General features: G+C 70.3%; 17 protein-coding genes and 1 tRNA gene. 7 read left to right on the plus strand and 11 right to left on the minus strand.

All coding sequences use genetic code 11. The annotated features are described in order from the left end of the window. Positions 1-9 precede the first annotated feature (9 nt). Complete coding sequence (locus QF034_RS16050) at positions 10-876, plus strand: helix-turn-helix transcriptional regulator (RefSeq protein ID WP_307175612.1); 867 nt, start codon at positions 10-12, stop codon at positions 874-876. Positions 877-1240: 364 nt separating this feature from the next. Here the strand turns inward: QF034_RS16050 and QF034_RS16055 are convergent, their stop codons facing one another. Further along, the gene (locus tag QF034_RS16055) at positions 1241-2629 is read right to left on the minus strand and encodes a cystathionine beta-synthase (RefSeq protein ID WP_307175613.1); all 1389 of its coding nucleotides are present in this window, start codon (positions 2627-2629) and stop codon (positions 1241-1243) included. A gap of 159 nt (positions 2630-2788) precedes the next feature. On the opposite strand from QF034_RS16055, the gene QF034_RS16060 reads away from it, so the two are divergent. From QF034_RS16060 to QF034_RS16070, 3 genes are all read left to right on the plus strand, one after another. After that, positions 2789-3814, plus strand: coding sequence for an SGNH/GDSL hydrolase family protein (locus QF034_RS16060; RefSeq protein WP_307175614.1), 1026 nt, complete (start codon positions 2789-2791; stop codon positions 3812-3814). Between the two features lie 143 nt (positions 3815-3957). After that, a complete protein-coding gene (locus QF034_RS16065) occupies positions 3958-5175 on the plus strand; it encodes an acetyl-CoA C-acetyltransferase (protein WP_307175615.1) in 1218 nt (405 codons plus the stop codon). Positions 5176-5448: 273 nt separating this feature from the next. Next, positions 5449-6231: a hypothetical protein gene (locus tag QF034_RS16070; RefSeq protein WP_307175616.1), complete on the plus strand. Its 783-nt coding sequence runs from the start codon at positions 5449-5451 to the stop codon at positions 6229-6231. Between the two features lie 32 nt (positions 6232-6263). Here the strand turns inward: QF034_RS16070 and QF034_RS16075 are convergent, their stop codons facing one another. Then, positions 6264-6569, minus strand: a complete 306-nt coding sequence (locus QF034_RS16075) for a hypothetical protein (protein WP_167537356.1) — start codon at positions 6567-6569, stop codon at positions 6264-6266. A 101-nt stretch (positions 6570-6670) separates the two neighbouring features. Here QF034_RS16075 and QF034_RS16080 point away from each other — a divergent pair, with 101 nt between their 5' ends. Beyond that, on the plus strand, positions 6671-6901 hold the full coding sequence (locus QF034_RS16080) for a DUF4287 domain-containing protein (protein WP_307175617.1): 231 nt from the start codon (positions 6671-6673) through the stop codon (positions 6899-6901). Between the two features lie 60 nt (positions 6902-6961). On the opposite strand, the gene QF034_RS16085 is transcribed toward QF034_RS16080, so the two are convergent. The 3 genes from QF034_RS16085 to QF034_RS16095 form a co-directional block, all read right to left on the minus strand. Beyond that, positions 6962-7870, minus strand: coding sequence for a Bax inhibitor-1/YccA family protein (locus QF034_RS16085; protein WP_086559356.1), 909 nt, complete (start codon positions 7868-7870; stop codon positions 6962-6964). 226 nt (positions 7871-8096) lie between these two features. Continuing rightward, on the minus strand, positions 8097-9272 hold the full coding sequence (locus tag QF034_RS16090) for a 4-hydroxybenzoate 3-monooxygenase (RefSeq protein ID WP_307175618.1): 1176 nt from the start codon (positions 9270-9272) through the stop codon (positions 8097-8099). A 146-nt stretch (positions 9273-9418) separates the two neighbouring features. Continuing rightward, positions 9419-9502: transfer RNA gene (locus tag QF034_RS16095), tRNA-Leu, on the minus strand. Positions 9503-9940: 438 nt separating this feature from the next. Between QF034_RS16095 and QF034_RS16100 the strand changes: the two genes are divergently transcribed. Both QF034_RS16100 and QF034_RS16105 read left to right on the plus strand, forming a co-directional pair. After that, positions 9941-10711 carry an ABC transporter ATP-binding protein gene (locus tag QF034_RS16100; RefSeq protein WP_307175619.1) on the plus strand — a complete coding sequence of 257 codons (771 nt, stop codon included), beginning with the start codon at positions 9941-9943 and terminating at the stop codon, positions 10709-10711. 39 nt (positions 10712-10750) lie between these two features. After that, positions 10751-13279 carry an ABC transporter permease gene (locus QF034_RS16105; protein ID WP_307175620.1) on the plus strand — a complete coding sequence of 843 codons (2529 nt, stop codon included), beginning with the start codon at positions 10751-10753 and terminating at the stop codon, positions 13277-13279. Between the two features lie 236 nt (positions 13280-13515). On the opposite strand, the gene QF034_RS16110 is transcribed toward QF034_RS16105, so the two are convergent. The 6 genes from QF034_RS16110 to eno form a co-directional block, all read right to left on the minus strand. Further along, entirely contained in the window at positions 13516-14808 is a 1293-nt protein-coding gene (locus QF034_RS16110) for an SAM-dependent methyltransferase (protein WP_307175621.1), read from the minus strand. A gap of 203 nt (positions 14809-15011) precedes the next feature. Continuing rightward, positions 15012-16424, minus strand: a complete 1413-nt coding sequence (locus tag QF034_RS16115; RefSeq protein WP_307175622.1) for an NAD(P)/FAD-dependent oxidoreductase — start codon at positions 16422-16424, stop codon at positions 15012-15014. Between the two features lie 442 nt (positions 16425-16866). Continuing rightward, positions 16867-17808 carry a Ppx/GppA phosphatase family protein gene (locus QF034_RS16120; protein WP_307175623.1) on the minus strand — a complete coding sequence of 314 codons (942 nt, stop codon included), beginning with the start codon at positions 17806-17808 and terminating at the stop codon, positions 16867-16869. After that, positions 17805-18335, minus strand: a complete 531-nt coding sequence (locus tag QF034_RS16125; RefSeq protein WP_307175624.1) for a DUF501 domain-containing protein — start codon at positions 18333-18335, stop codon at positions 17805-17807. The genes QF034_RS16120 and QF034_RS16125 overlap by 4 nt, the downstream gene beginning before the upstream one ends. Before the next feature lie 52 nt (positions 18336-18387). Next, positions 18388-18864: an FtsB family cell division protein gene (locus tag QF034_RS16130; protein ID WP_086565041.1), complete on the minus strand. Its 477-nt coding sequence runs from the start codon at positions 18862-18864 to the stop codon at positions 18388-18390. Between the two features lie 102 nt (positions 18865-18966). Then, entirely contained in the window at positions 18967-20247 is a 1281-nt protein-coding gene (gene eno, locus QF034_RS16135; RefSeq protein WP_128092713.1) for a phosphopyruvate hydratase, read from the minus strand. Between the last annotated feature and the right edge of the window lie 207 nt (positions 20248-20454).

Consider the following 20454-nt stretch of genomic DNA (forward strand, 5'->3'; position numbering starts at 1 on the left):
CTCAGGCCCATGGACGGAGAACTGGGAGACTTCCTGCGCTCGCGCCGCGCCCGTATCCAGCCGGAGGAGGTGGGGCTGGCCTCGTACGGCCGCCGCCGGGTCCCCGGTCTGCGTCGTGAGGAGGTGGCGCAGCTGGCCGGGGTGAGCGTCGACTACTACATCCGGCTTGAGCAGGGCCGGGGACCGAGCGTCTCGGACGCCGTGCTGGACGCGGTCGCGCGGGTCCTGCGGCTGGACGAGGCGGAACACGAGTACCTGCGGGCCGTCGCCCGGCCCCGTCGGCGCGCCGAGGGCGGCCAGGACGCGGCCCGCGAGTCCGCGAACCGGGAGGCCGCAGCCGCGTCCCGGGTGCGCCCGGGCGTCCAGCTGATCCTGGACGGCCTGGACCGCAACCCGGCGTACGTCCTGGACCACCGCATGGACGTCCTCGCCTGGAACGCCCTCGGTGACGCCGTGGTCGGCCTCAGCGACCACGCCCCCGGCGAGCGCAACATGCCCCGCCGCGTCTTCCTCGACCCGAGCGCCCGTGACCTCTACCCGGACTGGGCGGCGATCGCCTCCCAGACGGTCGCCCACCTCCGTCTGCAGGCGGGCCACCACCCGGACGACGCCGCGATGGGCCGGCTCGTCGGCGAACTCTCCCGTGCCAGCGACGACTTCCGCCGCCTGTGGGCCGACCACCTGGTCAAGCCGTGCGACCACGGGGTGAAGCAGCTGCGGCACCCGGTCGCGGGCCTGCTGACCCTCCCGTACGAGACCCTCACGATCCCGGCGGCCCCGGACCAGACGATCGTGGTGTACACGCCCGAACCGGGCTCGGAGACGGCGGAACGGCTCGCGCTGCTGGGGAGCTGGGTGACGAGCCGGACCGGCTGACACACACGAAGAAGCAGCCCGGCTGACCTCCGCACACAGAAAAGCGCGGGGACCGCCGCACCCCCGTGACCGGGGGGCGGGACGACGGCGGTCCCCGCGTAAGACGCGGGCCTGGTCAGGCCGGGCTTGCGCGTCTGTGACGTCGGTGGAGGTCCGGGAGCCGCTCCGGAGGTCCTTGACGCCAACGGCGCCGGCCGGGGCGGGGAGCCGCTCCCGCCCTGCCGACACCCCTAATGTGCAGGACTCGTGTTAAGCGGGTGCTGCGCGAACGTGACGCGCTCGTACCACTTCCGCGAAGTCCACGAAGATCGCGGACGAACGGCAAGTGCACCCGCTTCACGGGTGGTTCACCGGCCGTTCGCCGTCACTTCGCCGAGCGGGCGAGGAAGGACAGCAGGTCCTGCCGGCTGACCACACCGGTCGGCTTGCCCTCGACGAGGACGATCGCCGCGTCCGCCTTGCCGAGGACGGCCATCAGGTCGGCGACGGGCTCGCCGGAGCCGACCTGGGGCAGCGGGCCGGACATGTGCTTCTCCAGCGGGTCGTCGAGCGAGGCGCTCTTGCTGAACAGCGCGTCCAGCAGCTCGCGTTCCACGACCGAGCCGACCACCTCGGCGGCCATCACGTCGGGGTGGCCCGCGCCCGGCTTGACGACGGGCATCTGCGAGACGCCGTACTCGCGCAGCACCTCGATGGCCTGGCCGACCGTCTCGTCCGGGTGCATGTGGACGAGGGAGGGCATGCGGTCGCCCTCCTTGTCGTTCAGGACGTCGGCGACGCGGGCGCTCGGGCCCGCGTCCTCCAGGAAGCCGTAGTCGGCCATCCACTCGTCGTTGAAGATCTTGCTGAGGTAGCCGCGGCCGCTGTCCGGCAGCAGGACCACGACGACGTCGTCCGGGCCGAGCCGCTCGGCGACCTCCAGCGCGGCGACGACCGCCATGCCGCAGGAACCGCCCACCAGCAGGCCCTCCTCCTTGGCCAGGCGGCGGGTCATCTGGAAGGAGTCCTTGTCGGACACGGCGACGATCTCGTCCGCGACGGTCCGGTCGTAGGCGGTGGGCCAGAAGTCCTCGCCGACGCCCTCGACGAGGTACGGCCGCCCGGAACCGCCGGAGTAGACGGAGCCCTCGGGGTCGGCGCCGACGACCTTCACCTTGCCGTCGCTGACCTCCTTCAGATAGCGGCCGGTCCCGGAGATGGTGCCGCCGGTGCCCACGCCCGCCACGAAGTGGGTGATCCTGCCCTCCGTCTGCTCCCACAGCTCGGGGCCGGTGGAGTGGTAGTGGGAGAGGGGGTTGTTCGGGTTGGAGTACTGGTCGGGCTTCCAGGCGCCGGGCGTCTCACGGACCAGCCGGTCGGAGACGTTGTAGTAGGAGTCCGGGTGCTCGGGGTCCACGGCGGTCGGGCAGACGACGACCTCGGCGCCGTAGGCGCGCAGCACGTTGATCTTGTCGGTGCTCACCTTGTCGGGGCACACGAAGATGCACTTGTACCCCTTCTGCTGCGCCACGATGGCGAGGCCCACGCCGGTGTTCCCGCTGGTCGGCTCGACGATCGTGCCGCCCGGCTTCAGCGCGCCGCTCTCCTCGGCCGCCTCGATCATGCGCAGGGCGATGCGGTCCTTCACGGACCCGCCGGGGTTGAAGTACTCCACCTTGGCCAGGACGGTCGCCCTGATGCCCTTGGTCACGCTGTTGAGCCTCACCAGCGGGGTGTTGCCGACGAGACTGATCATCGAGTCGTGGAACTGCACCGTTGTCTCCGGTTGCCGCAGAAGTGGTCTTGGTTGATCCCGCCAGCCTATGGCCTGCACCAGTCATCCGTGACGGTCGTTCACTCCCCGTTGAGATTGGGCGACGGTCTGTACGGGGCAAGCACTGGGTGTACGGGTTCGAGGAGGTGGCGGCGACGCATGACGAGCATGTCGAGGGCGCGGGTGGCCCGGCGGATCGCGGCGGGCGCGGCATACGGCGGCGGCGGGATCGGTCTGGCCGGGGCGGCGGCCGCCGGGCTGGTGCTGGCGGAGGTCCAGCTGGCGCGGCGCCGGGTGGGCAACGGCACGTCGCCGCATGTGCCGCACGCGGACGGGCGGTACGGCCCTACGTACGCCAGTCCCGGTCAGGAGCCGCTGCGGCTGACGATGCTGGGCGACTCCACGGCCGCCGGCCAGGGCGTGCACCGGGCCGGGCAGACGCCGGGCGCGCTGCTGGCCTCGGGCCTGGCGGCCCTGGCGGAACGCCCGGTGGAGCTGCGCACGGTGGCGACGCCCGGGGCCTGCTCGGACGACCTGGAGCGCCAGGTGACCCTGGTGCTGGCCGCTCCCGACCCGGTGCCGGACATCTGCGTGATCATGGTCGGCGCGAACGACGTCACCCACCGCATGCCCCCGACCCGCTCGGTCCGCCACCTGTCCTCGGCGGTACGGCGGCTGCGCACGGCCGGCGCGGAGGTCGTGGTCGGCACCTGCCCCGACCTGGGCACGATCGAGCCGGTCCGGCAACCCTTGCGCTGGCTGGCCCGACGGGCCTCCCGCCAGCTGGCGGCCGCGCAGACGATCGGAGTCGTCGAACAGGGCGGCCGCACCGTGTCCCTGGGCGATCTGCTCGGCCCCGAGTTCGCCGCGAACCCGCGCGAGCTGTTCGGCCCGGACAGCTACCACCCCTCCGCCGAGGGCTACGCGACGGCGGCGATGGCGGTCCTGCCGACCGTCTGCGCCTCGCTCGGCCTGTGGCCGGCCGAGGAGGAGCGTCCGGACGCCTCCCGTCGCGAGGGCTTCCTGCCGGTGGCCCGGGCGGCGGCGGAGGCCGCGTCGGAGGCGGGTACGGAGGTCACGGCCGCGATGCCGAGCGGTCCGAGGGGTCCGTGGGCGCTGCTGAAGCGCCGGCGGCGCCGGCGGGTACCCGAGCAGGAGCCGGCTCCCGCCTCGCCGTCGAACTGACGAAAGTCCCGGGAGGCCGAAAAAAGCAAGCGCTTAGAAAACTGCGGCCAGGGTCACACCGCCCCACCCGTGACCCAGCCCATACGTACGGGTAACTTCCCAGACAGCCCAGCCAGACCACCCGGTACGTCAATGGAGCCGTGATGCCCGAAGCCGTGATCGTCTCAGCCGCCCGCTCCCCCATCGGCCGCGCCGTCAAGGGCTCCCTCAAGGACCTCCGCCCGGACGACCTGACCGCCACGATCGTCCAGGCCGCCCTGGCCAAGGTCCCCGAGCTGGACCCGAAGGACATCGACGACCTGATGCTCGGCTGCGGCCTGCCCGGCGGCGAGCAGGGCCACAACCTCGGCCGGATCGTCGCCGTGCAGATGGGGATGGACCACCTGCCGGGCTGCACCATCACCCGGTACTGCTCGTCCTCCCTGCAGACCTCACGCATGGCGCTGCACGCCATCAAGGCGGGCGAGGGCGACGTCTTCATCTCGGCAGGCGTCGAAATGGTCTCCCGGTACGCAAACGGCAGCTCGGACATGCCCGGCACGCACAACCCGCTCTTCGCCGAGGCCGAGGCCCGCACCGTCGCGACTGCCCAGTCCGAGGGGTCGACCTGGCACGACCCGCGCGAGGACGGCCTGCTGCCCGACCCGTACATCGCGATGGGCCAGACCGCCGAGAACCTGGCCCGCGCCAAGGGCGTCACCCGCCAGGACATGGACGAGTTCGGCGTCCGCTCACAGAACCTCGCCGAAGAGGCCATCAAGAACGGCTTCTGGGAGCGCGAGATCACCCCGGTGACCCTCCCCGACGGCACGGTCGTCAGCAAGGACGACGGCCCCCGCGCCGGCGTCACGCTGGAGGGCGTGCAGGGCCTGAAGCCGGTCTTCCGCCCCGACGGCATGGTCACGGCCGGCAACTGCTGCCCGCTGAACGACGGTGCCGCCGCGCTCGTGATCATGTCCGACACCAAGGCCCGCGAGCTGGGCCTCACCCCGCTCGCCCGCATCGTGTCGACCGGCGTCTCCGGCCTGTCGCCCGAGATCATGGGCCTCGGCCCGGTCGAGGCGAGCAACCAGGCCCTGAAGCGGGCCGGGCTGACCATCGACGACATCGACCTGGTCGAGATCAACGAGGCGTTCGCCGCCCAGGTGATCCCCTCCTACCGCGACCTGGGCATCCCGCTGGAGAAGCTGAACGTCAACGGCGGCGCCATCGCCGTCGGCCACCCCTTCGGCATGACCGGCGCCCGCATCACCACCACGCTCATCAACTCCCTCCAGTTCCACGACAAGCAGTTCGGCCTGGAGACGATGTGCGTCGGCGGCGGCCAGGGCATGGCCATGGTCATCGAGCGCCTCAGCTGAGCGCCCGACCGTAGCCGCCATAGCACCGACCGTGAGGTCTTGGCCCAGAACCCCGGAAACTCCGGGGTTCTGGGCTGTTTTGTGATCCAATCTCCCTCAGGATGTGACCTATCTCCCTCTACACGCAGAGAAGCCCAGGTCACAACAGCCCCACCCCCTTCCCCGGCACCGAAGCCCTGTCCGTTTCGTGACGTTACGCACTGACAGCTGGTTAGTCCGCCCTTCAAGCTGATGTAGGAAGTCGGGGGTCGACTTTGAACCGGGAGTACGTCAGTGAGCGCCATGCCGATCGCGTTGCTGGTCACCACGGCCGCCACGGGCGCCGTGGGCGTCGCCGTCCTGCGCACCGTCCTCCAGCTGCGCCGACAGGTCGCGGCCCTGCACACCGCGCTGGCCGAGAACCGCGCCGCGACCACCCGTGCCCTGCTGCCCGCCGCCCGCACGTCCGCCGACACCGACGAGATACGGGCCGCCGTGGCGGCGGCACTCGCGGAGGAGCGCGAGCGGGAGCTCGCCGAGGCACGGGCGTTCTGGGCCGCCCAGGAGGCCCGTGACGCCTCCGACGCGCCGCCCCTGCCGGGTCTGCCCGACACCGACCTGTTCCTGCCCCGCCAGACCGATTTCGCGGGTCTGGAGCCGGTGTCCGAGCCCGGCGCGGACACCGAGGAGCCGGCCACCGAGTCCCCGGAGCTGGCCGCGGCCCGCCGCCGCCACCCCTCCCACCCGGACTTCGTGCCGACGCAGTCGCCGGTGGCGAACGACCACGAGCGCACGGTCGCCACGCTGGAGGAGCTGGCCGCCTCACGCGTGGAACTGACGGACGTCCGCCCGGGCCCGCTGGGCACCCTCGACGTCTACGTCTTCGCCGACGGCACGACCCTGTGCATGACCCCGGGCCACCGGGAGACGGCGGAGCGCCTCGCCACCGCCCTGCGTGCGGGCGAGACCCCGACCCTCCTGGGCGGCTCAGGCGTCTCGGGCGCGTACACCCTGACGTTCGAGTGCGGCGAGGAGAACGTGTACATCCTGGCCGACAGGGTCATCGCGTCCCTCTAGGGAAGCGCCCCGAAGGGGCGCGGGGCTGTAGGTCACACCCCCGCTCGCTTCTGCGCCTCCTCCACCAACCGCACCGCGTCATCGACATCGGCACCACTGGGAATCACCACCGCCAGATCATGCGCAGCAACAGTGATCTGATCTGCCGCTGCAAACATCCCCGCATCCGGCATCTCCCGAGGCTCCAGACCCTCGAGCACCTGCGCCCTCCGGGCCAACTCCCGGGCCAGCCCGAGAGCCTCAGCGGCAGCGCCCCGCTGCAACCGGCTCTGGGGCGCAGCCCTCAAACGATCGGCGAAGTGATCCACCGCACGGGTCAGAGGCGTCGTATCAACCACGCCGCGAGCGTACGCGTCGCACCGGGACTGTTGCCAACGGGCGAACACTCAGGCACGGTGACCTGAAGGACCGGCTTACATCCCAGCGTCCGGAGGCGCCGATGTCCCAAGTCTTCTCCGAAGAGACCCATCGCAACATGCTCGCCCGCATCCCCCACTGCACCGGTCGTGAGATCTCCGACTGGTTGCGCACCGTCGAAGAAGGCCCGGCACTCTTCCGTTTCGAGGAAAAGGTCAGCTGGCTCCGGCACGAACACAACCTCGCGTACGGCCACGCCAAGGCGATCGTCCACGAGTACGACATGAGGAGGGCCGCGCGCAAACTGCTCTAGGCGCGCACACGACGAAGGGCCCCGGCAATGCCGGGGCCCTTCGCGCACGACTGGTCCGTACTAGTCGCTGCTGTTGAGGATCGAGATGAGCCTCAGGAACTCCATGTAGATCCACACCAGCGTCAGCGTCAGGCCGAAGGCCGCGAGCCACGCCTCCTCGCGCGGGGCGCCGTAGGCGACGCCGTCCTCGACCTGCTTGAAGTCCAGGGCGAGGAAGCACGCGCCGAGGATGATGCCGATGACGCCGAAGACGACACCGAGGGCACCGCTGCGGAAGCCGAGGCCGTCACCGCCGCCGAACACCGCGAACAGCAGGTTCACGGTCATCAGCAGGATGAAGCCGAGCGCGGCCGCCATCACGAAGCCGTAGAAGCGGCGGTTGACGCGGATCCAGCCGGCCTTGTAGGCGATCAGCACACCGGCGAAGACCGCCATCGTGCCGATCACGGCCTGCATGGCCGCACCGTCGGCGATGCGGTTGTCGACGATGTTGGACACGACGCCGAGGAAGACACCCTCGAACGCGGCGTACGTGAGGATCAGCGCGGGCGAGGCCTTGCGCTTGAAGGACTGCACGAACGCCAGGACCATGCCGATCAGAGCGGCGCCGATGCCGATGCCGTAGCTACGGCTGATGTTGGCGTCGTCGACCGGCAGCAGGGCCCAGGAGAGCGCCGCGGTGAGGATGAGCACACCGAGCGTGCTCGCCGTGCGCAGGACGACGTCGTCGATGGTCATCCGGCCGGTGGTGGCCGGGGCCTGCGGCGGGGCGCCGTACTGCAGGTCCTGCTGGGCGTAAGGGTTCTGCGCGTACGGGTTCTGCGCGTAGGGGTTGCCCGTCGGCTGTGCGTACGGGTTGCCCTGGGTGGCGACAGCGGGACCCCCGGCCTGCGGCGCGGTGTTGAAGCCCGCGTAGCCGTTGTCGCGGCTGAACCCCCGTCGCGAGAAGACCGGGTTTCTGCTCCTCATTTCACTCCTCCATGGCCAACACTGCGTGACCTTGGCTCAAGAGTAATAGGTAGGCAAAGGAATGACCCTAGTGCTTGGGGAGGATCTTTCCCTCGTCGTGCTGCGCAACACGCTACGCGGCTTCGTGATTCCCCCCACCGGAGGGGGTCATTCATCACCAAGCTGCGACACGTCCGGAACCGGACGGAGATCACCCGCTGACACCGCCCCTACATCGACCGGTGCATCACCCGAACGGGAAGCCCGTGTACCCCTCGGCCAGGTCGGTCTCGGCGGCGCGGGAGGAGGCGATCCGGTCCAGCCGGGCGAGCTGGAGCCGGTCCTCGAAGCCGGTCGCGCCGGGGGCGCGGTGCAGGAGGGTCGTCATGTCGTAGGAGAAGCGCTCGGCCTGCCAGACACGGCGCAGGCAGGTCTGCGAGTAGGCGTCGAGCAGCTCCGGTGAGCCGGTCTCCTTCTGATGGGCCAGGGCCCGGGCGAACGTCACGACGTCGCCGACGGCGAGATTCAGCCCCTTGGCCCCGGTGGGCGGCACGATGTGCGCGGCGTCGCCCGCGAGGAAGAGGCGGCCGTGGCGCATGGGCTCGTGGACGTAGGAGCGCATGGGCGTGACCGACTTCTGGGTGATCGGGCCGCGCTCCAGACGCCAGTCGTCGGCGGTCTCGAAGCGGCGCTCCAGCTCGTCCCAGATCTCCTCGTCGCTCCAGGCCTCGGCATCGGTGCCGTCGGGCACCTGGAGGTAGAGGCGGGAGACCGACGGAGAGCGCATGGAGAGGAGGGCGAAGCCGCGGTCGTGGCGGGCGTAGACCAACTCGTCGTGCGAGGGCGGCACGTCGGCGAGGATGCCGAGCCAGCCGAAGGGGTACGTCCGTTCGAAGACCTGGGTGAGTTCGGCCGGGATCGCCTTGCGGGCCACGCCCCAGAAGCCGTCGCAGCCGACGACGTACTCGCATTCCAGGACGTCCTCGCGGCCCTCGTGCCGGAAGCGGACGCGCGGGGCGTCGGTGCCGGCGCCCTCCACGGCCAGCGCCTCCGCCTCGAACAGCAGCGGGCCGCCCTCGGCGAGCTGGAGGGCGATGAGGTCCTTGCAGACCTCGGTCTGGGCGTAGACCCTCACGGAGCGTCCGCCGGTGAGGGCGGGGAAGTCGACGCGGTGGCGCCTGCGGTCAAAACGCAGTTCGATGCCGTCGTGGCGCAGCCCCTCGCGGTCCATGCGCTGCCCGGCGCCGGCCGCACGCAGCACGTCCGCGGTGCCCTGCTCCAGGATCCCGGCGCGCTGCCGCCGTTCGACGTAGGCGCGGTCGCGGCTCTCCAGGACGACCGAGTCGATGCCGGCGTTGTGGAGCAGCCGGGCGAGGAGGAGGCCGGCGGGGCCGGCTCCGATGATGCCGACGGTGGTGCGCATCGGGCGACCCCTTCCCATCCGTTCGTCCGTCTGTTCGTCAGGTGAAAATTTCTTCACCGTTGTCGGATGTGAGTGTCTGACGGCATGGGACCGCTGTCAACGGTCATGCCGCGAACTTCTCAATGGACCACACAGGGATCGGAAGGTGCCCGGAGCCGGACTCGAACCGGCACGCCCGCGAAGGGGCAGCGAGGTTTAAGCTCGCCGTGTCTGCATTCCACCATCCGGGCAGGCCATGGGCTCCGCATCGAGGTTCCGAGACTATCGGGACGTGTCCCCCGAACAGCGGAAGGGCGGACCGATGTTGTCTTATTTTATTGACGTCTGAGGGTGCATCAGCACACGGAACGCGCCATCCGCACTTGCCAATAGCCTTGCGTGCGGCCGTCGGCGGCGCAGCCGGAATGACGGAATTTCACCGCTCGAACGAGGGCACTCCACCTGTTCTTGACACTTGACCACTCGGTTTCCCAACATCCGGAACACGCGGTTCCCGACACCCGGTCCCCTCAGGGGCGTTCGTCATCCCCAGGTATGACACCGGCCCTCGCGGTCAGACCCCAGTCGGCCCTCGGAACCGGAACAACGGGTGACTACACGGCGGCGTGGGACCCGGACGATGGAACGAGTCCTTCAAGAACACCGCCGTCCGACAGGAGTGCCATCCCGTGACCACCGCACCGCTCACCGACCGGGCCACCACCGTGGCCGCGCGCGCCACGGATCTGTCGAAGATCTACGGACAGGGTGAGACCCAGGTGGTCGCCCTGGACCGGGTCTCCGTCGACTTCCGGCAGGCCGAGTTCACCGCGATCATGGGCCCCTCCGGCTCCGGCAAGTCGACCCTGATGCACTGCGTGGCCGGTCTCGACACCTTCTCCTCCGGGTCGGTGCGCATCGGAGACACCGAGCTCGGCTCCCTGAAGGACAAGCAGTTGACGAAGCTGCGCCGGGACAAGATCGGCTTCATCTTCCAGGCGTTCAACCTGCTGCCGACCTTGACGGCCCTGGAGAACATCACCCTTCCGATGGACATCGCGGGCCGCAAGCCGGACCGGCAGTGGCTGGACTCCGTCATCCGGATGGTCGGTCTGGCGGACCGGCTCGGCCACCGGCCCTCCCAGCTGTCGGGCGGTCAGCAGCAGCGCGTCGCCGTGGCACGGGCGCTGGCCTCCCGGCCCGAGATCATCTTCGGTGACGAGCCCACCGGAAACCTCGACTCGCGCTCGGGCGCCGAGGTGCTGGGCTTCCTGCGCAACTCCGTGCGCGAACTGGGCCAGACGGTGGTGATGGTGACCCACGACCCGGTGGCCGCGGCTTACGCGGACCGGGTGCTCTTCCTGGCGGACGGCCGGGTCGTCGACGAGATGTACGGGCCGACGGCCGAGTCGGTCCTGGACCGCATGAAGGCGTTCGACGCCAAGGGCCGCACCAGCTGATCCCCCGTCAGGACCGACAGGACTGAGAAGAAGAAACCCATGTTCCGTACCGCCTTGCGCAACGTGCTCGCGCACAAGGCCCGGCTCCTGATGACCGTCCTCGCCGTGATGCTCGGCGTGGCCTTCGTGTCGGGGACCCTGGTCTTCACCAACACCATCTCCGACGCCTTCCAGAAGAGTTCCGCCAAGGGCTTCGACCAGGTCGACGTCGCCATGACGGCGGACTACCAGGAGGCCGAGGGCGACCGGGTCGGCAAGCCCCACGACCTGACCCAGGCCACCCTCGACAAGAGCGAGCGGGTCCCCGGGGCCGCGTCCGCCATCGGGGTCGTGCAGGGCTTCACCGCCATCGCCGACAAGGACGGCAAGCTGATCGGCGAGGGCTTCCAGTCGCAGGGCGGCAACTACTGGGGCGCCAAGGACCCGCGCTACCCCCTGGTCAGCGGGCACGCCCCCAAGGGCCCGGGCGAGATCCTCATCGACGCCGAGACGGCGAAGCGCGCCGGTTACCAGGTCGGCGACACCGTGCGGATGTCGGTCGACGGGCCGGTGATGACCCCGGAGATCACCGGCATCTTCACCACCGACGACGGCAACGTCGCGGCCGGCGGCAGCCTCACCCTCTTCGACACGGCGACCGCCCAGAAGCTGTTCGGCAAGGCGGGCGTCTACGACCAGATCGACGTCAAGGCGAAGCCGGGCGTCACGCAGGCCGCGCTGAAAGCGGAGCTGGACAAGGCGCTGCCCCAGGGCACCGTCTCGACCACCACCGGCAAGCAGCTCGCCGACGACCAGGCGGAGAACATCGCCCGGTCGATGAGCGGCATGCAGACGGCCCTGCTGGTCTTCGCCGGCATCGCCCTGTTCGTCGGCACGTTCATCATCGCCAACACCTTCACCATGCTGGTCGCCCAGCGCACCAAGGAACTGGCGCTGATGCGGGCGGTCGGCGCCTCCCGCCGCCAGGTGACGCGGTCGGTGCTCGTCGAGGCGTTCGTCGTGGGCGCGGTCGCCGCCGTCACCGGTCTGGTCGCGGGCATCGGCATCGGAGCCGGACTGCGCTCCCTGATGGGGACGTTCGGCGGGTCCGTGCCCGACGGGCCGCTGGTCGTCAAGCCCGCCACGATCGTCGCCGCGCTCGCGGTCGGCATCCTGGTGACCATGCTGGCGGCGTGGCTGCCGGGCCGCCGGGCCGCGAAGATCCCGCCGGTGGCGGCCATGAACAGCGTGCACGCCAAGGCCACGACCAAGTCGCTGGTGCTGCGCAACACGCTGGGCGCCCTGGTCTCGGCCGCGGGTGTCGCGGTGGTCCTCGTGGCCACGACCATGGACGGTTCGGACGGCCAGATGCCGATGGGCCTCGGCGCGGTGCTGCTGATCATCGGCGTGTTCATCCTGACCCCGCTGCTGTCCCGCCCGCTGATCGCCGCCGCGGCGCCCGTGCTGCGCGTCTTCGGGGTCTCCGGCAAGCTGGCCCGGCAGAACTCGGTGCGCAACCCGCGCCGTACGGCCGCCACCGCCTCCGCGCTGATGATCGGCCTGACCCTGATCACCGGCATGACGGTGATGGCGGGCAGCCTCCAGCAGGCCATCGAGAAGATGGCGTCCTCGTCGATCAAGGCGGACTACGTGGTGTCCATGGCGAACGGCAACGCGCTGTCGCCGGACGTCGAGAAGAAGCTGGAGCGCACCGACGGCGTCACCGCCACCAGCCCGATGCTCAACGCCGCCTCCCGGATCGGGGGTCAGACCGAGTACCTGACCGGCGTCAACGGCGCCGCGATCGGAGAGCTGGCCGGCCCGAAGCTCGACACCGGTTCCTTCAAGGTCGGCGGCAGCGACGTCGTCGTGGACAGCGAGACCGCCAAGACCTACGGCTGGAAGGCCGGTTCCGCCTTCACCGTCGCCTTCGAGGACGGCAAGAAGCAGAAGCTGACGGTCGCCGGGACCTACGAGAGCAACGACTTCCTGAGCGGCATCCTGCTCGACGAGAAGGTCCTCGCCCCGCACGAGTCGGACCCGTACAACATGAAGGTCATGGTGAAGACCGCCGACGGCACGTCCGGCGCGACCCAGGACAAGCTGGAGAAGGCCCTCGGCACCAACCCGGCCGTCAAGGTCCAGGACAAGCAGGACATCTCCAACGAGATCGCGCAGATGTTCACGCTGATGCTGAACATGGTCTACGGCCTGCTCGCCATGGCGGTGATCGTGGCGGTCCTCGGTGTCGTCAACACCCTGGCCATGTCGGTCTTCGAGCGCTCCCAGGAGATCGGCATGCTCCGGGCGATCGGCCTGGACCGCAAGGGCATCAAGCGGATGGTCCGCCTGGAGTCCCTGGTGATCTCCCTGTTCGGCGCGGTGCTCGGCATCGGCCTGGGCGTGTTCTTCGGCTGGGCGGCCGGTGAGCTGCTGGCCACGAAGCTGGCGACCTACGAACTGATCCTGCCCTGGGCGCGGATCGGGATCTTCCTGCTGCTGGCCGCGACGGTGGGTGTCCTCGCCGCGCTGTGGCCGGCCAGGCGGGCGGCCCGGCTGAACATGCTGGAGGCGATCAAGGCGGAGTAGCGCCAGACCTGCGAAGGCCCCTTTCCCACGGTGGAAGGGGGCCTTCGACGTCTCGGGTGCCGGGGGGCCGCGCGGCCCGGAGGGGATTCGGGGGCCGCGTCACCCGTTCGGCAGCTCCGCGGGCTCGCGGCCCCGCCCAGGAACGGGCCGCGAGTGCGGTCCCGGTTTTCCCTCTCCCCGGCCACCACCGAACCGGCCCCCGGTCCCGCCGGCAGGTAACCGGGGTCCTGCCGTGTTCAGTTCCAGGTGCGGGCGCGCAGCGGCATGCCCGACGCCCCGGACTCGGGGGTGCGGACGGCCAGGACCTGGTTGACGCCGATGCGGTTGCGTTCGAAGGCGAGCGCGGAGGCGGCCATGTACAGGCGCCAGACGCGGGCCCGGCCCGGGCTGGTGAGCTGCACGGCGCGCTGCCAGCCGGCCTCCAGGCGGGCGACCCACTGCCGCAGGGTGAGGGCGTAGTGCTCGCGGATCGACTCGACGTCGCGCACCTCGAACCCGGCGCGCTCCAGCATGGCGACGGTGATGCCGACGGGCTGGAGCTCGCCGTCGGGGAAGACGTAGGAGTCGATGAAGGCGTCGACGTCGTACGCCGTCTCGTCGCGCTGCGGGCGGCGGGCGATCTGGTGGTTGAGGAGCCGCCCGCCGGGCTTGAGCAGCTCGTGCAGGTCGCCGGCGTACTCCAGGTACCGCTCGGCGCCGACGTGTTCGGCCATGCCGATGGAGGAGATCGCGTCGTAGGGCCCGTCGCGGACGTCGCGGTAGTCCTGGACGCGGATCTCGACCTTGTCGGTGAGGCCCTCGTCGGCGACGCGCTTGCGGGCGTACGCGGCCTGCTCCTGGGAGAGGGTGACGCCGACGACGCTCACGCCGTGCTCCCGGGCGGCGTGGATGGCCATGGAGCCCCAGCCGCAGCCGACGTCGAGCAGCCGCTGACCGGGGCTCAGGCCGAGCTTGCGGCAGACCAGTTCGAGCTTGTCGTGCTGGGCCTGTTCGAGGGTGCTGTCGGGGCTGGGCCAGTAGGCGCAGGAGTACACCATGGACGGGCCGAGGACGATCTCGTAGAAGTCGTTGCCGACGTCGTAGTGGTGGCTGATGGCGCGTCTGTCGCTGCGCTTGGTGTGCAGGTTGCGGCGGGGCCGGCGGGCCTCCTCGCGGGGCGGGGCGGGCGGCAGCGGGGTCCCGCCGAGCTTGACGAGCCCGCGTACGGCGGCGCGGACCTCGGGGTCGCGCAGGGCCTGGGCGAGGGTGCGGGCGTCCTCGCCGCGCTCCCAGATGTGACCGGCCAGCAGGTCGAGGGTGGTGTAGAGGTCGCCGTCGATGTCGAGATCGCCCGCCACCCAGGCCCGGGCCAGGCCGAGTTCGCCCGGCTTCCACAGCAGGCGGCGCAGAGCGCGGCGGTTGCGTACGACCAGGGTCGGCGCGCCCGGCGGGCCCGCCTGCGAACCGTCCCAGGCGCGGATGCGCACGGGAAGCGGTGCTCCCAGCAACTGTGCGAAGAGGCCCTGGAGCCGCGGCGCGGCGTCTGCCATGGTGTACACCTCCGTGACGAGGAATCCCGGAATGTCCGACACCACGTAAACACCTGCGGGGCCTTCGCGCAGTCCCCGGCACGCGTCATGACTGGGCAAAACCACCACGCCGAAGGAACGGGAACGCCGAAGGACCTCCCGCACCACGGATGGCGGGAGGTCCTTCGGCGGAGTCCTTCGTCAGGCGGGCGGCCGACCGGAGGTCAGGAGGCCTTGGCCTTCTCCTCGGTCTTCTCCTTGGCCTTGGCCTCGGACTTCTCCTTCGGCGCGGCGGCGACCGGGGCCGGCTTCGCGGCCTCGTAGAACTCCTCGCGCGGCGTCTCGATCGCGCCGAGCGAGACGACCTCGCGCTTGAGGAACATGCCGAGCGTCCAGTCGGCGAAGACGCGGATCTTGCGGTTCCAGGTCGGCATCGCCATGCCGTGGTAGCCACGGTGCATGTACCAGGCGAGACGGCCCTTGAGCTTGATCTTCATCTTGCCCATGACGATCATCGCCACGCCCTTGTGGAGGCCGAGTCCGGCCACCGCGCCCTTGTTGGCGTGGGAGTAGTCCTTCTGCGGGAAGCCCCGCATGCCGGACAGGACGTTGTCGCCGAGGACGCGGGCCTGCCGCAGCGCGTGCTGCGCGTTCGGCGGGCACCAGGCGTTCTCGTTGCCCGCCTTGCGGCCGACGAGGTCCGGGACCTGGGCGTTGTCGCCCGCGGCCCAGATGTAGTCGGTGCCCTTGACCTGGAGGGTGGTCTCGCAGTCGACGTGACCGCGGGGCCCGAGGGGCAGGCCGTAGCGGGAGAGGACCGGGTTGGGCTTGACGCCGGCGGTCCAGACGATCGTGTTGGAGTCGACCTCGAGGCCGTTCTTCAGCACCACGTGGCCGTCGACGCAGGAGTCCATGGAGGTGGACAGGTAGACCTCGACACCGCGGCCCTCGAGGTGCTCCTTGCCGTACTTGCCGAGCTTGGGACCGACCTCGGGGAGGATCTTGTCGGCGGCGTCGACGAGGATGAAGCGCATGTCCTCACGGGACACGTTCTTGTAGTACTTCGCCGCGTCCCGGGCCATGTCCTCGACCTCGCCGATGGTCTCCGCACCGGCGAATCCGCCGCCCACGAAGACGAAGGTGAGCGCCTTGCGGCGGATCTCCTCGTCGGTGGTGGAGTCGGCCTTGTCGAGCTGCTCGAGGACGTGGTTGCGCAGGCCGATGGCCTCCTCGATGCCCTTCATGCCGATGCCCTGCTCGGCGAGGCCGGGGATCGGGAAGGTGCGGGAGACCGCGCCGAGCGCGACGACCAGGTAGTCGAAGGGCAGCTCGTACGCCTCGCCCACCAGCGGGGCGATCGAGGCGACCTTGCGGTCCTGGTCGATGCTGGTGACCCGGCCGGTGAGGACCTCCGCCTTCGGCAGCACGCGTCGCAGCGGGACGACGACGTGGCGCGGGGAGATGTTGCCGGCTGCGGCTTCGGGGAGGAAGGGCTGGTAGGTCATGTACGACCGGGGGTCGACGACCGTGACGGTCGCCTCTCCGTAACGCATCTTCTTGAGGATGCGCCGAGCTGCGTACAGGCCTACGTACCCACCGCCTACTACGAGGATCCTGGGACGCTCCGTGGTGCTCATGCCATCGAGTATCCACCCGCTTCAGGGGGGTGGCTCGTGCGCCCCTTCACAAGCTCCGGCAGGGTGTGTGTTATCCTCCGCGACCCCCGTGATCCATGTCATGGTGACAACCCGGATCGATTGTGCACTGCGGGTCGTTGTCAATGCCGCGTGAGCTGCCTCTCTGGCCCGCGGACCCCCCTGTGAGCCCTCCGTCGGACCCTCTTCCGCGCACCTGCCCAGGGACGCCCATACCATGCTTCTGAACACGTTCAAAGGCCTCTTGGGCCCCCAGAAGGGTCAACGCGACCCTTCTCGTCGCCCTGGAGTGCCGAATTCCTTGTGAAGAACTTCACGAACTTTTCCGGAGGGCTGCGTCCGGGGGGCTCGCGCGAGCCCCCCGGACGCGCTCAAACGTGATCCATGCCTGCTCAGAAGCGGCCTGGAGCCCGTCCTGGGTGCCCTAGGCGACGGACCACGCGATGCCGTCGAGGATGTCGTGCTCGCTGACGACGACCTCCTCCGCGCCGATCCGCTCCATGATCGACAGCAGGACGAGGGCCCCCGCCCCGATCACGTCGACCCGGCCCGGGTGCATGGAGGGCACGGCCGCGCGCTCGGCGTGCGTGGAGCGCAGCAGCCACTCGGTGATCTCGCGGACCCGGTCATGGGAGACACGGGAGTGGTGGATGGCGGCCGAGTCGTACTCGGGCAGCTCCTGGGCGATCGCCGACACGGTCGTCACGGAGCCGGCGAGGCCCACCAGCGTGCGGGCCTCGCGCAGCGGGACCGTCTCCTCGGCGAGGTCGAGGGCGGCCTCGATGTCCGCCCGCATGGCCGCGATCTGCTCCGTGGAGGGCGGGTCGCTCACCACCCCGTCCCGGACCAGGTGCCGCTCGGTCATGCGGACACAGCCGATGTCCACCGAGCGTGCCGCCCGCACCCGGTCGTCGCCGACGACGAACTCGGTCGAGCCGCCGCCGATGTCCACGACGAGGTAGGGCTTCGGCAGGTGATCGCGCCCGGCGAGCTCCTTGGTGGCGCCGGTGAAGGAGAACTCGGCCTCCTGGTCCCCGGAGATCACCTCGGGCTCGACGCCCAGGATGTCCAGCACGCCGCGCACGAACTCGTCCCGGTTCTCGGCGTCCCGGGAGGCGGAGGTCGCCACGAACCGCAGCCGCTCCGCCCCGTGCTCCTTGATGACCCCGGCGTACTCGCGGCAGGCCGCGAAGGTCCGCTGGAGCGCCTCGGGGGCGAGCCGGCCGGTGCGGTCGACGCCCTGCCCGAGCCGCACGATCGTCATCCGGCGGTCCAGGTCGGTCAGCTCCCCGGTGGCCGGGTCCGCGTCGGCGACCAGGAGCCGGATGGAGTTCGTACCGCAGTCCACGGCGGCGACACGGCTCACTGGGCGTCCTCCTCGACGGTCGTCACACACGCACCCTTGCGCCACCACTGGGGCAGCATGGCCAGCGCCTCGTCGCCCAGGGGGTTCACGCCCGGCCCCGCGGCCAGCGAGTGCGCCACCAGCACGTGCAGGCACTTCACCCGGTCCGGCATGCCGCCCGCGCTCGGGAAGTTCTTCAGCTCCTCGATCTCGTCACGACGCCGGATGTAGTCCTCGTGCGCCGCCCGGTACGCCGCCGCCAGCTCCGGGTCCGCGGCCAGCCGCTCGGTCATCTCCTTCATCACGCCGTTCGCCTCCAGCGTGCCGATCGCCGAGTTCGCCTTCGGGCACGTCAGGTAGTACAGCGTCGGGAAGGGCGTCCCGTCCGGCAGCCGCGGGGCCGTCTCGACGACGTCGGGCTGCCCGCACGGGCACCGGTGCGCGATCGCGCGCAGGCCGCGCGGGGGCCGGCCGAGCTGCTGCTTGAAGGCCTCGACGTCCGCGTCGGTGGGCTCGGTGCGCGGAGTGGTCGGCGGGGGCGTTTCCATGACTGTGTTCAGGCTGTCTTTCTGGGTTCAGGTCACTGGCTGGGGTCCGGGTTCACTGGTCGGAGGCGTCGGCCTTGTCGACCCCGTCCCAGACGTTCGAGTACCAGGGGCGGTCGGCCGCCCCGAGGTCGGAGTGCGACTGCTTCGCCGCGTGCGGGTCGACGACGATGAACCCCGTCTCCCCCGGCATGACGTAGTGCAACCGCTGCCGGATCTGCTGCTCCGCGTACGCGTCGTCCTGCCAGCGCGCCTTCTGGTCGCGGAGCCGTTCGACGCGCTGCCGGGCCTGCTGCTGTTCGCGCTGGAGGTCGTCGATCTCGGCGCGCTGCGAGACGTACTCCCGCATCGGGTAGGCCAGGGCCACGATCAGCGAGCACATCACCAGGGCGAGCAGCGCCGCCCGGCCGGTCAGCCGCGAGCGGCGGGCCTGGCGCTTGGTCTGGGAGCGGTAGACCCGGGCCGCGGTCTGCTCGCCGAGCAGCCGGATCCTGGTCGCGGTGGAGAACCGGTCCCGGTCCTTCACGGCCATCTGTCCGCCTCCCGCTCCACCGTCATACGCGCGTACGTCCCCGGACACGGTACGGGACCGAGTACGAGGACGTACGTACGACGCTGCTACTTACGGGCCGGGTCAGCCCTTGAAGCGCGGGAAGGCCGAGCGGCCGGCGTACACCGCCGCGTCGTCGAGGATCTCCTCGATGCGCAGCAGCTGGTTGTACTTGGCGACGCGCTCGGAGCGGGCCGGGGCGCCGGTCTTGATCTGGCCGCAGTTCGTGGCGACGGCCAGGTCGGCGATGGTGACGTCCTCGGTCTCGCCGGAGCGGTGGGACATCATGCACTTGAAGCCGTTGCGCTGGGCCAGCTCGACGGCGTCCAGGGTCTCGGTCAGGGATCCGATCTGGTTGACCTTGACCAGGAGCGCGTTGGCCGCCCCCTCCTCGATGCCGCGGGCCAGGCGCTCGGGGTTGGTGACGAACAGGTCGTCACCGACGAGCTGGACCTTGTCACCGAGCTTGGCGGTGATGGTCTTCCAGCCCTCCCAGTCGTCCTCGAACAGCGGGTCCTCGATGGAGACGAGCGGGTACGCGTCGACGAGCTCCGCGTAGTACTCGGTCATCTCGGCCGCCGAGCGCTCCTTGCCCTCGAAGGTGTAGACGCCGTCCTTGTAGAACTCGGACGCGGCGACGTCGAGCGCCAGGGCGATCTGCTCGCCGGGGGTGTAGCCGGCCTCGTTGATCGCCTCGAGGATGAGGTCGAGGGCCTCGCGGTTGGAGCCGAGGTTCGGGGCGAAGCCGCCCTCGTCGCCGAGGCCGGTGGCCAGGCCCTTCGACTTCAGGACCTTCTTCAGCGTGTGGTAGACCTCGGCGCCCCAGCGCAGGGCCTCGGAGAAGGACTCCGCGCCGATCGGGGCGATCATGAACTCCTGGATGTCCACGTTGGAGTCGGCGTGCGAGCCGCCGTTCAGGATGTTCATCATCGGCACCGGCAGCAGGTGCGCGTTGGGACCGCCCAGGTAGCGGAACAGCGGCAGGTCGCTGGCCTCGGAGGCGGCGTGGGCGACGGCGAGGGAGACGCCGAGGATGGCGTTGGCGCCGAGGGAGCCCTTGTTGTCGGTGGCGTCCAGGTCGAACATGGCCTGGTCGATCAGGCGCTGCTCGGTGGCGTCGTAGCCGACGAGCTCCGGGCCGATCTGCTCGATGACCGCGAGGACGGCCTTCTCCACACCCTTGCCGAGGTAGCGGTTCGAGTCGCCGTCGCGCAGCTCGATGGCCTCGAAGGCGCCCGTGGAGGCGCCGGACGGGACGGCGGCACGGCCGGTGCTGCCGTCGTCGAGGCCGACCTCGACCTCGACCGTGGGGTTGCCTCGGGAGTCCAGGATTTCCCGGGCTACGACGACGTCGATGGACGGCACGAGCATCTCCTTCTTCATGTGACGCGGGTACGCGGGCCGCGTGGACCCGGCGAGGCGCGGGCCGCGGTGGCTCGCGACATGAGCCTAACCGGCTCCGGGCGATCGGCCACCGGGTCGCCCACCCCATGGACAGAACCGAGAGTAAATTGTTTCCGAACGGAACAAAGCCGGATCGCAAAGACCGGCAGAAAAAACCCCGCCCCGGTG

The organism is Streptomyces africanus (genome assembly GCF_030816955.1).
GTDB lineage: Bacteria > Actinomycetota > Actinomycetes > Streptomycetales > Streptomycetaceae > Streptomyces > Streptomyces africanus.